Origin of the sequence: Brevibacterium senegalense, assembly GCF_000285835.1 — a bacterium.
GTDB lineage: Bacteria > Actinomycetota > Actinomycetes > Actinomycetales > Brevibacteriaceae > Brevibacterium > Brevibacterium senegalense.
This window is the reverse complement of record NZ_HE978603.1, coordinates 339,468-354,712: the sequence shown is the minus strand read 5'-3', so window position 1 is coordinate 354,712 and position 15,245 is coordinate 339,468. Positions and strand designations below refer to the sequence as shown.

Here is a 15,245-nt window from a genome sequence, read left to right as displayed (position 1 = left end):
CGCGGATCGCCCGCAGTCTCACCGGCAGACCACACCGGCCCTCACCCCAGCAGCGCCTGCCCGATGACGATGAGGGCGCCCAGGACGGAGATGCCCGCCGCGAGCGCCTGCAGCACCGGAGTGCTCGCCCGCTTGATGACGAACCCGGACAGCAGGATTCCCACGACCATGAACGGTGCCCACCCCGCCGCGTAGAGGAGGTGGGTGAGCGACAGCTGCCCGCCCACCGCCAGACCGGTGAGCGACAGCACGCTGCCCACCACGAAGTAGGCGCTGATCGTGGCCCGCGCGGTCGACCCGTCCGCGGACCGCATGATGAGCGCGATGGGCGGACCGCCGATGCCCGTCGACGTGCCGAACAGGCCCGAGGCCGCCCCGGCGATCATCATGTTCGGCCGGCTGGGCGCGGGCTTCCACCCCACGAGGGTGAACGCCACACCGATGAGCACGGCGGTCGCGAGTGTGAGCGACAGGCCGGTATGGGAGAACGTCGCGACGGCGATCGTCGCGGCGACGATGCCGGGGATCCGCCCGATCGACGCCCACAGCACGACCGACCAGTCCACCAGCCGCCGTTCGCGCAGGAACGCGGCGATGGAGATGTTGATCGCCAGCAGGATGATCGTCGCCGGTACAAGATCCGGCCGCACGATGACGAGCAGGGGAGAGGCGATCATGCCCAGGCCGAACCCGATCGACCCCTGCATGCACGAGGCGAACAGCACGACGAGTCCGATGACGACGAACTCGATCACAGTGCGGTCTCCTGGAGGGTGCGCACGCTCATCGTGCGGGACCCTCCCACCCTACGCCGAGGCCGTGGTCGGCTCGTCCGCCGCCCTCACCAGGACGCCGACGCAGGTACCTGCGACTCACTCCGGCCGGTGGTCCACGAACACGTCCTCGTAGAGGGTCGTCGTGTACGGGAGGAAGTTCGCGTCGTCGTTCGAGTACCAGGAGCTGATCGACTGGAGGTCGCCGCCGTCGGTGAAGCCCAGCTCGTTCGCCCGCTCCACCCACGCTTCCCCCAGAGCAGCAGGATCCTGCTCGAGCGCCTGCGCGATCGCGGGCGACTCGCCGTCGTCCTCGAGCAGCGCCCCCTGCGATTCGAGGATCCGCTCCTGCACCTCCTCCGGCAGAGCGGAGATCGTCCCGCCCTCGTCGTTCGCCTGATCGATCGCCAGGACATTCGAGTCCGCCAAGTGCTGGGTCCACAGCGCGAAGTACTCCGGCTGCGCGTCGAAGATGATCTGCTGATAGGCCAGCGGCAGGTTCGCATACCCGGTCCCGCCCACGTGCGCAGCAGGGGAGCGGCCGGCGAACGATCCTTCCGTCAGATAGCTGATGTTGGGCGCGGCGGTGGGCACACCGAAGGAGGCGGCGGAGCCCAGTTGCGTCATCGTGCAGTCGATCGTGCCGCGCTGCAGTCCCTCGAACGCCTCGACGTACTCCAGGGAGACGGGATTCGCGCCCATGTCCCGCACCGCGGACTCGCCGGCCTGGGAGCCGATGCGGACAGATCTGCCTGCCCAGGCCTCGGCGGTGGTGGTGTCGTTGTCCGGGTTGCAGAGGAAGAAGTACTCGCCGCTGTTGGCCTGCGGGGTCAGCGGGGTGAGGCCCGCGTCCTCGAACTCCTGCAGGACGGCCTCGTTGCTCCAGGCGAGCTCGTTGAGCATGGCGCTGGTCGCCATCTCGCCCACCAGTGGGGAGGTGGGGGCCAGCTGCGAGACGGTCATGAGGTCGTTGAAGGCGGGAAACTCCGCGGGCAGGTAGGAGGGGACCAGGTGGGCGATGTCGACGCGGCCGTCGACCAGGGCGTCGGGCAGTTCCGTGTACGTGGCGATGGCCTGGCCGTAGACGATCTCGACCTCGATCTGACCGTTGGAGCGGGACTCGATCGACTCCTTGAAGGCCTGCGCGGACGGGGCGGCGGTGTCGTCTGGCGAGCTGGAGGCCGGCTGGTAGGTGAGGGTGACGGGGTCCAGGCCCTCGATCGCGGCGGTGACCTCCTGCTGGTCGGCGCCGTAGGCGAAGCCCTGGCCCCCGGACTCGCCGGAGGAGCCGGCGATGCTGCCCGCGCAGCCGGTCGTCAGCGCGAGCGTGACGGCCACACAGACAGAGGGCATCAGGGAACGAAGAACGGGCATGGGCGGCTCCTCATCGAGCGGGGGTGACCATCGAGCGGGGTGGGTCCGGATCAGGCGGCGGGGGTGAGGCCCAGGGCGTTGGTCCAGAGGGTGGACAGCGTGCGGCTCAGTTCCTCGCGGCCCTCGTCGGTGAGGTACGCGGGGTCCTTGTCCTGGACGTAGACGCGGTAGCAGAGCCGGCTGACCATGAGCGAGAGTGCGCGGGCGACCAGGTCCGCGTCCAGTGAGGCGTCGACGGCTCCGTCCTGCTGCAGGCGTGCGATCGAGCGGGCGTTGCGCTGGACGAACGCTGTCGACCGGGCCTCCCGCAGCGTCCGGATGTCCGCGTCGACGTGCGCCACCTGCTCCATGACGGCCATGAGGTCCGCGTTGCGGCTGTAGGAGTCGATGTAGTGGCGGTTGGCGCGCTGGATGCGGGTGACGGGGTCCGTGTCCGGTTCCTCCGGTGCCGGTGCGTGCAGGACCGTCTCCTGGTACTCCTGGATGATGGCGGCCAGGATGTCCTCGCGGTTGCGGAAGTACGTGTAGAGGGTGCCGGTCGAGCAGCCCACGCGGTCCGTGATGTCCGTGAGCCGGCACGTGAAGTAGCCCTGCTCCGCGAACACCTCGCGGGCCGCGGCGATGAGCTGGGCGCGGGTCCGCTGCCCCTTGGTGAGCTTGGCGGACGGGTCGTCGGAGGCGCTGGCCTGGGCTGCCGTCGCCGGTCTGGTCGTCACTGGGGTGTCACCTCGCGCAGTCGGGTGGCCGGGGCGCGGCGGGAGAGCCGACTCCGCCGCACCGAACAAATCTGACGTCAATGTCAGAATATTAGTGAGCATGCATCCTCACGAGCGAGGATGTCAAGGCCTCCGCGTACAGTGAGGGGTATGGCGAACCACGGATCCCCTGCCCACGACGATACCCGGATCGCAGTCCTCATCGACTGCGACAATGTCTCGCCCAGTCATGCGGGCGCGATCCTGGAGGAGATGGCCGCGCACGGCACACCCACGATCAAGCGCGCGTACGGCGACTGGACGACCTCTCAGCTGAACGGCTGGAAGAAGGAGCTCAACCGCTGGGCGATCCAGCCCGTGCAGCAGTTCGCGTACACGGTGGGGAAGAACTCGACGGACTCCGCACTCATCATCGACGCGATGGACCTCATGTGGATGGGGAACGTGGAGGCGTTCGCGATCGTGTCCTCCGATTCCGACTTCACGCGCCTGGCCACCCGCCTGCGCGAGTCCGGCAAGCGCGTCATCGGCCTGGGCCGTCGCAAGACACCCGTGTCCCTGCGCAACGCGGTCGACCAGTTCATCTACCTCGAGCTGCTGGGGGAGGGCGACTCCCACGACGACGAAGCTCAGCAGGAGCCTGCGGCCCGGCAGGAGCCGAAGAAGTCCTCCGGCCGCGGGTCCAAGACGCAGGACACCAAGCCCGAGGCCGCAGAGGCGTCCAGCACGTCGGACCCGGACGCGAGCTCGGGGGCGGGGTCCGGGCTCACCCTGGTGCCCACGTTCAGCAGCGCACCGGAGCCCCAGTCCGGCATCAATCTGCAGAGCGCGCTCACGAAGGCCGTGAACGCGACCAGTGGCGATGACGGCTGGGCGAGCATCAGCCTGCTGGGGCAGCACTTGAACAGGGCGCACGCGGACTTCGACTCCCGCGACTTCGGTCATCGTAAGCTCAGCGACCTCGTGACCGAGCAGTCGTACCTGGACCACCGGACCGACGGCGGCCAGATGTGGGTGCGCCTCCGCGGCGGGTCCCGAGGTCGGAAGGGCTGAGCGGCGGAACGACTGAGCGGTCGCGGGTTCCTGACCCGCGACCGCTCAGTCGTTCCAGTGTCCCGGCTGGTTGATCAGCGCGGTGCCATGCGGATCGCACCGTCCAGGCGGATGACCTCACCGTTGAGCATGCGGTTCGTGACGATGCTGGAGGTGAGCGCCGCGTACTCGCTGGGGTCGCCCAGGCGGGAGGGGAAGGGCACCTGCTGGCCCAGCGAGTCCTGCGCGGCCTGGGGGAGTCCCGCCATCATCGGCGTGAGGAAGAGGCCTGGTGCGATCGTGACGACGCGGATGCCGGAGCTCGCCAGGTCGCGAGCGATCGGCAGGGTCATGCCCACGACGCCGCCCTTGGATGCGGAGTAGGCGGCTTGGCCGATCTGGCCGTCGTAGGCGGCGACGGAGGCGGTGTTGATGATGACGCCGCGCTCGCCGTCCTCACCGGGCTCGTTGTTCTGCATCGCGGCGGCTGCCAGGCGGATGACGTTGAAGGTGCCGATGAGGTTGACCTGGATGACCTTGGTGTAGGCGGCGAGGTCGTGGGGACCGCTCTTGCCCACGGTCTTCTGCGCGACGCCGATGCCCGCGCAGTTGACGACGCCCGCCAGCGTGCCCTCCGCGTTCGCCTGCTCGACGAGGGCGGTGACGCTCGCTTCGTCCGTGACATCGGTCTGGACGAAGGTGGCGCCTTCAGGCGCCTCGCCCTTGACGTCTGCGACGAACACTGTCGCGCCCTGCTCGATGAAGGCGGCGGTGGTCGCGGCACCCAGGCCGGATGCTCCGCCCGTGACGATGAAGGTCTTTCCCTGGAACTGCATGCGTAGTCCTCGATCCCGGCTGGCGCCATTGGAAGTGGTGGCAGTCACAGTTCTATCGCAGGCTCTACAAGTGTTCAAAATCTCCCTGTGACGGGGGAAGTGCTGAGGGAAATCACGACCCCAGCCAGCCGCCGTCCACGTTGAGGATCTGGCCGGACACGTAGGACGAGGCATCGGAGAGGAGGAACGCGATGGTGCCGCCCAGCTCTTCCGGCAGTCCGAACCGCTTCATCGGGATCCGCGCCATGATCCGGTCGTGGTCCGCGGGGTTGTTCAGCAGGGTCTCCGTCAGGGCGGTCCGGTAGTAGCCGGGGCCCACCGCGTTGGCGCGGATGCCGCGGCCGGACCATTCGGTCGACAGCGCGCGGGTCACGCCCACCAGTCCCGTTTTCGATGTCACATACGGGACATTGCGCGGCAGGCCGATGCTGCTGTTGAGGGACCCGATGAAGACATGCGATCCGGCGAGCCCGTCTGCCAGCTGCCGCTTGGCGATGGCCTGACTGAGGAAGAACGGTGCGTCCAGGTTGAGTGTCATGACCTCCCGCCAGATCTGCGGAGTCACGTCCTCTGCATCGAGGCGGCGCTGCACGCCCGCCGCATGGATGACCCCATAGAGGGGAGCGTGCGCGTGCGCATCCGAGGCCAGGGTGTCCAAGCTGTCGAGGTCCGCGACGTCTGCGGGCGCGATCCGGACCTCACCGGGCAGGCCGGCTGCGGCCTCGGCTGTGGTGTCCAGCTGGTCAGCGGACCGGGACACGGCGGTGACCGTCGCACCGAAGGCGGCGGCGGTGAGGGCCATGGACTGGCCCAGCCCGCGGCCGGCACCGGTGACCAGCACATGGCGACCGGTCAGATCGAATGACTGCGGGGAGGCGTGGCCGGGGGTGGGGTTCATGGGGATCCTTCGAGTCGGAGGGTCAAGGGAGAAGGCTGGAAAGTACTGGGAGCGTGCGGCGGCGGGCTCAGGCGCTGGTGTCGTCCGTGGCCGGAGTCGGCGCGGATTTCGCCGGCGCACTGCGGAGGTCCTCGAGTCCGTCGATCGAGTCGAGCAGTGCGGTGAGACCGCGGAAGTACTGGTTGCGGATCGCGCTGACCCGCTGCGGGTCGTGGGAGGCCAGCGGGGTGATGCCGCTGCCATTCTTCAGTCCCAGGTCGCCCGCGTCGACCCGTTCCTCCAGCAGTGGGGTGGAGGCGAAGCGGTCGCCGTAAGCGGCGGACTCCGTCTGCAGGCACGCCTGGTAGACGTCCAGTCCTGCCATGTCCGCGACCTCGAACGGGCCGAACGCGGCCAGGCGGTAGCCGAAGGAGTTGCGGGAGACCTCGTCGACGACCTCGGGGGTGGCGACGCCCTCGTCGACCAGCTTGAGCGCCTCCGCGAACAGGGCGTGCTGCAGGCGGTTCGCGATGAAGGCGGGGACATCGCTGATCGTGGTGGGCCGCTTGCCCACGTGGCGGTGGAAGTCGGTGGCCGCAGCAGTCGCGGACTCCACGGTGTGCACGCTGGGGATGATCTCCACGCCCGGGATCAGCCGGGACGGGTTCATCCAGTGGCAGCCCAGGAAGCGCTCCGGCCCGGTGACGGACTCCGCGAGCGTGCCGATGGGCAGGGTGGATGTGTTCGAGGCGATGATCGCCTCCGGGTGCGCGGCGGCGGAGACGCGGGCCAGCGTCGAATGCTTGAGCTCGAGCACCTCCGGCACCGCCTCGATGATGAAGTTCACGCCGTCCAGCGACTCCTCGATGCCGTCGCCCGCGATCAGGTTGGCGGCGACGACGTCCGCCTCCGCGGCGTCGAGAAGGCCCTTGTCCACCCAGTCGCGGGACTCCGCGAGGAGCTCGCCCACGCGGCGCCGGCTGGTCGCCGGATCGATGTCGATGAGCACGCAGGGCACTCCCGCTCCCGCGATCGTCGCGGCGATCCCGCCGCCCATGTATCCCCCGCCCACGACGGCGGCGCGTGTGATCGATCCAGTCATCCTCGACTCCTCCGGGTGTCGCATCATCGGCGGTCTGCGCTTCGAATGATCGCCGGTGGTCAACATCTGTGCCGCTTCGCGGCGGCCGTGTTAAGTAACAGTAGCGATTCGACTTAACATCACTTAACCCGAGACTCAGGGTCTAGATTCATCAGCATTCACGAGTTTCGGGAGCACGAGGAGGTGACCCAGTGGTGCAACAGCGCCTGGATGACGCTGATCCTTCAGATCCGACGCAGGTTTCGGCAGCGAGCATCGCGCGCGAGCTGGGTGTGTCCGCCGCCACTGTCTCGTACGCGCTCAACGGGAAGTCCGGGGTTTCCGACCAGATGCGGCGGCGGATCCTTAAGCTCGCCAATGCTCGGGGGCTGCGCCCAAGCGCGACCGGGTCCGCAGCCTCCGCGTTGACGCGAGTGATCGCGCTGATCGTCCCGAATCTCACCAACCCCATGTTTCCGTACTGGTCGCACGAGATCCTCGAGGTCGCGGCGGCAGAAGGGTTCGAAGTCCTCGTCGTCGCGACGGACGACGACCCGGCGCGGCTGGAAGCCGCGGCACGGACCCTTGTGAACCGGAACATCGACGGCGCGATCGTCCTTGCGTCCCACCGCGAGGATGCGACGGCGCTCCTGACGCTGCGAGAAGAGCGGATCCCCTTCACGTTCCTGTCGCGTCGTTCCGAGTACGTGTCTGCCGACTTCGTGGGGATCGACGACTACACGGCCTCGCGACAGGTTGCGCAGCACGTCGTGAGTCATCATCCGCGGCGCCCCGCAACAGTCGTCGGCCCGCGATTCAGCACTGCGTCTGCTCAGAGGGAGAAGGGCATGAACGACGCGCTGTCGAATGCGCGTCTGCACGTCCCGACCGAGAGGAGGATCGCCACCGACCTCTCACGCGCTGGCGGTCACCGCGCCGCCCGGCACCTCATGGAACTTCCAGAGCGTCCGGACGCGATCTTGTGCGGGAGTGACGAGATCAGTCTGGGCGTCATGGAAGCGCTCGCCGAGGACGGGATCGAAGCAGGCCGCGACATGATCGTCACCGGGTTCGACGGGCTCCGGCACACCACGTCACCCCTCATCGGACTGACGACCGTCATCCAGCCGCTCAAGGAGATGGGCAGCACTGCCGCCCACCAGCTCCTCCACCGTCTCCGTTCAGGCACGCACGACGAACACCGCACGGTGATCGTTCCGCACACGCTGCATATCGGCCGCACGTGCGGCTGCCCCCGCACCACCACGCACTTCACTCGAAAGGACACCTGACATGGGTCAGCGCATCGCAGTCGTCACCGCCGGAGCCGCAGGGATCGGCCGCGCCATCGCGGACCGGCTGGTCGCAGACGGCTTCACCGTTCTGGTGACGGACGTGTCCGCCGAGGCCGTCGAGGACGCCCAGCGCGCCGGACTGCACGCTGTGGTCGCCGATGCGTCCAAGCCCGAGGACGCGGCCGCCCTGGCAGAGCAGGTGCGGGAGACGTTCGGCCGGCTCGACGTGCTGGTGAACAACGCGGGTGTCGCCGGCCCCACCGCCCGTGTCGAGGACATCGAGCTGACGGACTGGGAGCGGACCGTGTCCATCAACCTCACCGCGCAGTTCCTCCACGTCAAGGCGCTGCTGCCGCTGCTGCGGGAGTCCGAGGCGGGTCGCATCGTCAACATGTCGTCCGCCGCCGGCGTGTTGGGCATGTTCGGCCGGTCCGTGTACTCCGCCTCGAAGTCCGCCGTCTTCGGGTTCACGAAGTCCCTGGCGATCGAACTGGGACCGGAGGGCATCACGACGAACGCGATCTGCCCCGGCGCGGTGGGCGGCCCCCGGATCGAGGGCGTCATCGAGGCGAAGGCCGCAGTCCTGGGCTCCTCGGTGGAGGAGGTCGCCGCCGACTACCGCAACCAGAGCGCGATCGGCGAGTTCATCGATCCCGCATCCGTTGCGGGGATGGTCAGCTTCCTGGTGGGCCCCGACGCTCGCCAGATCAACGGCCAGATGCTCTCCGTCGACGGCTTCACCCAGAAGCTCTACTGACCCGCACCGCACGTACTGCCCGCACCCCGAAAGGAACGCACCATGGCATCCAAGCGCAAGATCATCATCACCTGTGCTGTCACCGGATCGATCCACACTCCCAGCATGTCCCCGCACCTGCCGGCGACCTCGGATGAGATCTCAGACGCGTCGATCCAGGCGGCGCAGGCCGGCGCGTCGATCGTCCACCTGCACGCGCGCAAGCCGGAAGACGGTCGTCCGTCGCAGGATCCCGATGACTTCGCGCCCATGATCGAGAAGATCAATGCGTCGACCGATGCAGTCATCAACCTCACCAGCGGCGGATCGCCGCACATGAGCGTCGAGGAGCGCATGCAGCCGGCGATGACGTTCGAGCCGGAACTCGCGTCCCTCAACATGGGGTCGATGAACTTCGGCCTGTTCCCCATGCTCAAGCGCTTCACGGAGTTCGAGCACCAGTGGGAACGCGACCACTTGGAGAACAGTCGCGACCTGATCTTCAAGAACACATACTCGGACATCGAGACGATCCTGACGCGCGGTACGGGCAACGGCACGAAGTTCGAGTTCGAGTGCTACGACACCTCGCACCTCTACAACCTCAAGCACTTCGTCGACGAGGGGCTGGCACCGGATCGTCCGTTCGTCCAGACGGTGCTGGGGCTGCTGGGCGGAACCGGCGCATCGACGGAGAACCTCATGCACATGCGCCGCATCGCGAATGAGCTGCTGGGCTCGGATTACGAGTGGTCGGTGCTGGGGGCGGGCCGCCACCAGATGCCGCTGGGCGCGGTCGCCCTGGCATCCGGCGGCCACATCCGTGTGGGTCTCGAGGACTCGCTGTGGATCGGTCGCGGCGAGCTCGCGCAGTCGAACGCGCAGCAGGTGGAGCGCGCCGTCCAGCTCGTGGAAGCGCTGGGCATGGAGGTCGCGACTCCGGACGAGGCGCGGGAGATCCTGGGCCTCAAGGGCAAGGAGAACATCTCGATCTGAGATTCCTCGCCACGAGGACGTGGCGACGGACTACCGATTCAGAAAGGAGGGGCCGCAATGCGGGGATGGAAGAAGCTGAGAGTCATCGCGATGGCTGCGGCTGCGAGTCTGCTGCTGTCATCGTGCGGTGCGATCGTCAGCAAGGATGACGACTACGAGGGCACCATCAACTTCAGCCTGGCGCTGGGTCCGGATTCTCACCATCACGAGGGTGGGAAGGCGTTCGCGGAGAAGCTCTCCGAGCTCACGGACGGCCGCATCGGAGTGAAGTTCTACTACAACAACGCGCTGGGCGGTGAGCGCGAGGTCGTCGAGGGCATGTCGATCAACTCGATCCAGATGGGCATGGCGTCGACCGGCCCTATGGGCGGTTTCGTCCGCTCGTTCATGCTCTTCGACATGCCGTACCTCTTCGAGGATCTGGACCACGTCTACGGCGTGCTGGACGGCGAGATCGGACAGGAGCTCGCGGACGAGTTCCTGGAGACGACGAATGTCCGCATCCTGTCGTGGACGGAGAACGGCTTCCGCTACGAGACGAACTCGAAGCGTCCTATCGAGACGCCCGAGGACCTGCAGGGCATCAAGCACCGGACGCAGGAGAGCACGGCTCAGATCCAGACGTGGTCCGCGTTGGGCACGGACGCGATCCCGATGGCATGGCCGGAGGTGTACACAGCTCTGCAGCAGGGTGTCATCGACAGCCAGGAGAACCCCATCGCGACGATCGCGGACGTGCGCTTCTTCGAAGTGCAGGACTACGTCGCGATGACGCAGCACGTGTACTCGCCCGCTCCGATGATGATCTCCGAGAAGTACTTCCAGTCGTTCTCCGAGGCTGACCAGCAGGCCATCCTGGAGGCCGGTGAGTATGCGACTGACATCCAGCGGGAGGCCAGCGCCATCCAGGAGGACGAGGCACTTCAGCTCATGCTCGACGAGGGCATGGAGAAGACGGAGATCGACCGCGATGCATTCGTGGACGCGACCCGCCCTGTTCTGGATGCCTGGCAGGACGAGATCCCTCGCGATCTCATCGGTCGGGTCTTGGAAGAAGCCCCCAGCACCCGGTCCGAGGAGGCAGACGGATGACTGCGTTCATGGAGCAGTACAGGCGAGTGGTGGACGGGCTCAATATCGCCGTCCGGTGGATACTCGCGGCACTCATGCTCGTCATGACGGTGCTGATCGGATGGCAGGTGATCGCCCGTTTCATCGTGGGAGAGTCTCTCACCTTCTCCGAGGAGGTGTCCCGCTTCGTCATGGTGTGGCTGGTCATCGTCGGAGCCGCTTACGCGGCGAAGAACGGCCGTCTCATGAAGGTCGACCTCGTCGAGCACATATTGAGCGGCCGGGCGAAGACCACCGTGATCATGATCGCCGGGATGCTGTCGATCGTGTTCTACCTGGTGCTGGTCGTCTTCGGGTTCTTCATCGTCAACGCGGTGTCGTACCAGCTGACCCCGGCGACCGAGGTGAGCATGAGCATTCCGATGGCGGCGCTGCCGGTGGGTGGACTCCTCCTCATCATCAACACGATCCACCAGATGTTCGGTGTGGCGCTGGGTGTCGAAGAGGAGTCGGGGGTCGAGGAGCTCGTGGCTGAAGCGGAAGCCGACGCACATGCCGATGCGACACGGCTGAGCGAGGCGGATGACGCGGATGCGACCGATTCGAACGGTTCGCAGAAGGGCGGTGATCGCTCATGATGGTCCTCATCATCTGTGCTGTCATCCTGCTGTTCGTCGGCGCACCGATTGCCGTCGCGATCGCGGGATCCACGACGGTGGCCATCGGCACGTCGGGCATCTTCGGGCTGGAGGTCGTTCCCCAGCAGATGTTCATCGCCCTCAACTCGTTCCCCCTCATGGCGATCCCGTTCTTCATCCTCGCGGGGCACCTCATGCAGGTGGGCGGGATCTCCGAGCGCCTCATCGACTTCGGCAGTGCGCTCATCGGTCACCTGACCGGTGGTCTCGCCATGGCGGCGGTCCTCACCTCGATGTTCTTCGCCGCGATCTCCGGATCCGGTGCGGCGACGGTGGCTGCGATCGGATCGATCCTCATCCCGGCCATGCTGGCGCACGGCTACGGGCGGGGCTTCACCGCCGCGAATCAGGCGGTCTCCGGTGCGCTGGGTGTCATCATCCCGCCCAGCATCCCGCTCATCCTCTTCGCCGTCGCAGCTAATGAGTCCGCGGGTGACATGTTCATGGCCGGCATCCTGCCCGGTGTCGTCGTGACGATGTCGCTGCTACTCATGGCGTACTTCTCCTCACGCAAGCGGGGGTACAAGGGTGTGCAGAAGGCGACCGGCAGAGAGTTGCTGGTCGCATTCCGCAGGGCGATCCTGGCACTGCTGATGCCGGTGCTGGTGCTGGGTGGAATCTACGGCGGAATCTTCACACCCACGGAAGCCGCGGTGGTGGCCGTGCTGTACGCGCTCATCGTCGGCTTCGTCTACAAGCGATTCACGCTGAAGAAACTGGCGGATGCCTTCGCGGATTCAGCGGTGACGTCTGCGATCGTCATGATCGTCATCGCGGCGGCAGGCCTCTTCGCGTTCTACATCAACGTGTTGGGTTTCCCGGATCAGGTCCTCGGCTTCATGGAATCGATCAACTTGGGTGTCATCGGCTTCCTGATCCTGGCGAACGTGCTGCTGCTCATCGCGGGCATGTTCGTCGAGGCTGCGGCCGCAATCCTGATCTTCGTCCCGATCCTGCTGCCGATGGCGGTGGGTCTGGGGATCGACCCGGTGCACTTCGGCATGATCATGGTGGTCAACCTGTCCGTCGGAATGGTGACACCGCCGGTGGGCTTGAACCTGTTCGTCGCATCCGATCTGGCGAAGCTGTCGCTGTCCGCACTGTCGAAGGCGGTCATCCCGTTCATCCTGGTGCTTCTCATCAGCATCGCGATCGTGTCCGGTGTCCCGCAGCTGTCGCTCTGGCTGCCGAACCTGGTCTCCGGAGGCTGATCAAGTGCCCGTGCTGTCCCGTGGGTGGGACTGCACGGGCACACCGCCACCGAGGCGCCGCTGCCATGGACTGGCAGCGGCGCCTTCCGCGTGCGGCCGGGTTCAGGAACCCTGGGCGGGGACGCCAGCCGTGCTGGTGCGGACGACGAGCTGCGCCGGGAACGTGCGGTGCTCGCAGTCGGAGCCGCCTTCAGTGATGCGCCGCAGCAGCATGTCCGCGCCGGCGCGCGCCATGTCACGGCTGTGCTGGCTCACGGTGGTGAGCCCGATGACCGGCCAGCCGGCCATCGCGACATCGTCGAAGCCCACGACCCAGGTGTCGTCGGGGACGCGGACGCCGTCGACGGCCAGAGCGTTGAGTGCGCCGAACGCCATGAGGTCGTTCGCGCAGAACACGGAGCGCGGCACGCCGTGGTCGGCGATGTGCGCGCGGACCGCCTGCTGCGCGGTCTCCGCGCTGTAGTCCCCGTCGACGATGGCCGGGGGCGGGGCTCCCGCTTCGGAGAGGCCCGCGAGGAACCCCTCCGCCCGGTCGTGGGCGGTGCTGGTCCCCAGGCGCCCCGCGACGAAGAGCGCCGGCCCGGGCCGATGCGCAGCGAGGTAGTGGGCGACCAGGCGGCCGCCGGCGCGGTTCTCACTGGTGACGGAATCGAAGCCGGTGCCCGTGGGACGGCGGTTGAGCATGACCACGGGGCGGCCGGAGGCCAGCGCCGCCTGCATCGCGGGGGAGTCGTCCTGCCAGGCTGCGATGACAACGCCGTCCACCGTCCGATCACGCAGGGCGTGGATCGCGGCGTCCTCGTGGTGGGAGGGGTCCCAGACCAGGACGCGCTGCCCGGCATCCGCGAAGACCTGCGCCAGAGACTCGAGGACCTCGACGAAGAACGGGTTGCTCAACTGGTCGATGATGATGCCGATCGTGCTCGTGCGACGGGTCTTCATCGAGGCCGCGGCCGCGTTCGGGTGGTAGTCCAGCGCGGCGATCGCGTCCTGGACCCGGGCGACCGTCGCGGCGGATACGCGGGGGGAGCCATTGAGGACGCGGGACACCGTCGCCTGGGATACCCCGGCGTGCTGGGCGACGTCTCTGCTCGTGACCATCCCACCATCCTGTCACCTCGTGCGGCCGTTGCGGACACACATGTATACGTATACATTCAGGGTATCCCACCACCCCGGAATGCTTTGTCGAAGGAGAGATCATGACCGCAGTCCCGTACACCGTCTTGAAGGCGCGCACCCAGACGGAGGTCCAGCGCAGTGCAGATCCCACCGTCCAGCAGGCGGTCGCGGATGTGATCGCGGACGTCCGCGACCGCGGCGATGAGGCGGTGCGCGAGTACTCGCTGAAATTCGATGACTACGGGCCAGATTCCTTCCTGCTCACCGCGGAGCAGATCGCGGAGGTCATGGCGCGGGTGCCGCAGCAGGTGATCGACGACATCCGCTTCGTGCAGGATCAGGTGCGCAGGATGGCGGAGGCGCAGCTGGCGTCCCTGGGCGAGTTCGAGATCGAGACGCTGCCGGGTGTGAAGCTGGGGCAGAAGAACGTGCCGATCAATGCGGTGGGCGCGTACGTGCCTGGTGGCAAGTACCCGCTGCTGGCCAGCGCGCACATGACGATCCTCACCGCCAAGGTGGCCGGGGTGAGGCGCGTCGCCGCGTGCACTCCGCTGATCCAGGGGGAGATGCCGGACGCGACGATCGTGGCGATGCATCTGGCGGGAGCGGATGAGATCTACCTGTTGGGCGGCATCCAGGCGATCGCTGCGATGGCGGTCGGCACGGAGACGATCGAACCGGTCGCGATGGTGGCGGGCCCCGGCAACGCGTTCGTCGCGGAGGCGAAGCGGCAGCTGTTCGGCGAGGTCGGGATCGACCTGGTTGCGGGTCCCACGGAGGTGCTCATCGTCGCGGATGAGACGGCGGATCCGTTCATCGTCGCAGTGGACCTGCTGTCGCAGGCGGAGCACGGGCCGGAGTCGCCGGCGGTGCTCATTGCCACGGATGAGGCGGTGGCGCGGAAGACGATGGAGCACATCGAGGAGCTCCTGCCGGGGATGCCGACGCGGGATTACGCGGAGCAGTCGTGGCGCGAGTGGGGCGAGGTGCACGTCGTCCGCACGATCGACGATGCTTTCGCGTTGGCGGATGAGTACGCGTTCGAGCACGTGCAGATCCTCACCGCGGAGCCGCGCCGGGCGCTCACGGAGATGACGCACTATGGCGCGCTGTTCTTGGGGGAGGGGACCTGTGTCTCCTACGGTGACAAGTCGATCGGCACCAACCACGTGTTGCCCACCCGCGGCGCCGCCCGCTACACCGGCGGGCTGTGGGTGGGGAAGTTCCTGCGCACCGTCACGTATCAGGAGGTCACGGACACGGAGTCGTCCGCGTTCTTCGGCAAGCTGACCGGACGCGCGGCGCGGGTCGAGCGGTTCGAGGGCCACGCGCGCTCCGGTGATGTCCGAGCTGCGAAGTGCCGAGGTGAGTCGCTCAGCTGGACCAGCCACACGTTCTGACAGCAGAACGGACGTGTGGGGCCATGA

15 protein-coding genes are annotated in these 15,245 nt (G+C 67.2%); 8 read left to right on the top strand and 7 right to left on the bottom strand.

Annotated elements, in window-relative coordinates:
• Nucleotides 1-41 precede the first annotated feature (41 nt).
• The 3 genes from HGBR_RS09295 to HGBR_RS09285 all read right to left on the bottom strand — a co-directional run bounded on the left by HGBR_RS09295 (nucleotide 42) and on the right by HGBR_RS09285 (nucleotide 2,863).
• Nucleotides 42-755 (bottom strand): sulfite exporter TauE/SafE family protein, encoded by a 714-nt coding sequence (locus HGBR_RS09295; RefSeq protein WP_019159070.1) that lies wholly within the window; start codon nucleotides 753-755, stop codon nucleotides 42-44.
• 117 nt (nucleotides 756-872) lie between these two features.
• Nucleotides 873-2,111, bottom strand: coding sequence for a type 2 periplasmic-binding domain-containing protein (locus HGBR_RS09290; RefSeq protein ID WP_161601859.1), 1,239 nt, complete (start codon nucleotides 2,109-2,111; stop codon nucleotides 873-875).
• Between the two features lie 86 nt (nucleotides 2,112-2,197).
• Nucleotides 2,198-2,863: a TetR/AcrR family transcriptional regulator gene (locus HGBR_RS09285; RefSeq protein WP_019159068.1), complete on the bottom strand. Its 666-nt coding sequence runs from the start codon at nucleotides 2,861-2,863 to the stop codon at nucleotides 2,198-2,200.
• Between the two features lie 150 nt (nucleotides 2,864-3,013).
• Between HGBR_RS09285 and HGBR_RS09280 the strand changes: the two genes are divergently transcribed.
• Nucleotides 3,014-3,916, top strand: a complete 903-nt coding sequence (locus HGBR_RS09280) for an NYN domain-containing protein (protein ID WP_019159067.1) — start codon at nucleotides 3,014-3,016, stop codon at nucleotides 3,914-3,916.
• A 74-nt stretch (nucleotides 3,917-3,990) separates the two neighbouring features.
• Here HGBR_RS09280 and HGBR_RS09275 read toward each other — a convergent pair whose 3' ends face one another.
• The 3 genes from HGBR_RS09275 to HGBR_RS17310 form a co-directional block, all read right to left on the bottom strand.
• Nucleotides 3,991-4,731 carry a 3-hydroxyacyl-CoA dehydrogenase gene (locus tag HGBR_RS09275; protein WP_019159066.1) on the bottom strand — a complete coding sequence of 247 codons (741 nt, stop codon included), beginning with the start codon at nucleotides 4,729-4,731 and terminating at the stop codon, nucleotides 3,991-3,993.
• A 112-nt stretch (nucleotides 4,732-4,843) separates the two neighbouring features.
• Nucleotides 4,844-5,629 carry an SDR family NAD(P)-dependent oxidoreductase gene (locus HGBR_RS09270; protein ID WP_019159065.1) on the bottom strand — a complete coding sequence of 262 codons (786 nt, stop codon included), beginning with the start codon at nucleotides 5,627-5,629 and terminating at the stop codon, nucleotides 4,844-4,846.
• A gap of 67 nt (nucleotides 5,630-5,696) precedes the next feature.
• Nucleotides 5,697-6,710 (bottom strand): 3-hydroxyacyl-CoA dehydrogenase family protein, encoded by a 1,014-nt coding sequence (locus HGBR_RS17310; protein WP_019159064.1) that lies wholly within the window; start codon nucleotides 6,708-6,710, stop codon nucleotides 5,697-5,699.
• Nucleotides 6,711-6,904: 194 nt separating this feature from the next.
• Here HGBR_RS17310 and HGBR_RS09260 point away from each other — a divergent pair, with 194 nt between their 5' ends.
• From HGBR_RS09260 to HGBR_RS09235, 6 genes are read left to right on the top strand one after another with little or no spacing between them, the layout of a single operon-like run.
• Nucleotides 6,905-7,981, top strand: coding sequence for a LacI family DNA-binding transcriptional regulator (locus HGBR_RS09260; protein ID WP_161601858.1), 1,077 nt, complete (start codon nucleotides 6,905-6,907; stop codon nucleotides 7,979-7,981).
• A gap of 1 nt (nucleotide 7,982) precedes the next feature.
• On the top strand, nucleotides 7,983-8,741 hold the full coding sequence (locus tag HGBR_RS09255) for an SDR family oxidoreductase (RefSeq protein ID WP_019159062.1): 759 nt from the start codon (nucleotides 7,983-7,985) through the stop codon (nucleotides 8,739-8,741).
• A gap of 42 nt (nucleotides 8,742-8,783) precedes the next feature.
• Nucleotides 8,784-9,716 (top strand): 3,5-dioxohexanoate:acetyl-CoA acetone transferase, encoded by a 933-nt coding sequence (gene kce / locus HGBR_RS09250; protein ID WP_019159061.1) that lies wholly within the window; start codon nucleotides 8,784-8,786, stop codon nucleotides 9,714-9,716.
• Between the two features lie 57 nt (nucleotides 9,717-9,773).
• Nucleotides 9,774-10,808, top strand: coding sequence for a TRAP transporter substrate-binding protein DctP (gene dctP / locus HGBR_RS09245; RefSeq protein WP_019159060.1), 1,035 nt, complete (start codon nucleotides 9,774-9,776; stop codon nucleotides 10,806-10,808).
• Nucleotides 10,805-11,425 (top strand): TRAP transporter small permease, encoded by a 621-nt coding sequence (locus HGBR_RS09240; protein ID WP_019159059.1) that lies wholly within the window; start codon nucleotides 10,805-10,807, stop codon nucleotides 11,423-11,425. Before dctP ends, HGBR_RS09240 begins: the two co-directional genes overlap by 4 nt.
• Entirely contained in the window at nucleotides 11,422-12,696 is a 1,275-nt protein-coding gene (locus HGBR_RS09235; protein WP_019159058.1) for a TRAP transporter large permease, read from the top strand. Before HGBR_RS09240 ends, HGBR_RS09235 begins: the two co-directional genes overlap by 4 nt.
• 102 nt (nucleotides 12,697-12,798) lie before the next feature.
• Here HGBR_RS09235 and HGBR_RS09230 read toward each other — a convergent pair whose 3' ends face one another.
• Nucleotides 12,799-13,797, bottom strand: a complete 999-nt coding sequence (locus HGBR_RS09230) for a LacI family DNA-binding transcriptional regulator (RefSeq protein ID WP_019159057.1) — start codon at nucleotides 13,795-13,797, stop codon at nucleotides 12,799-12,801.
• 101 nt (nucleotides 13,798-13,898) lie between these two features.
• On the opposite strand from HGBR_RS09230, the gene hisD reads away from it, so the two are divergent.
• Nucleotides 13,899-15,218: a histidinol dehydrogenase gene (gene hisD / locus HGBR_RS09225; RefSeq protein WP_019159056.1), complete on the top strand. Its 1,320-nt coding sequence runs from the start codon at nucleotides 13,899-13,901 to the stop codon at nucleotides 15,216-15,218.
• Nucleotides 15,219-15,245 lie beyond the last annotated feature (27 nt).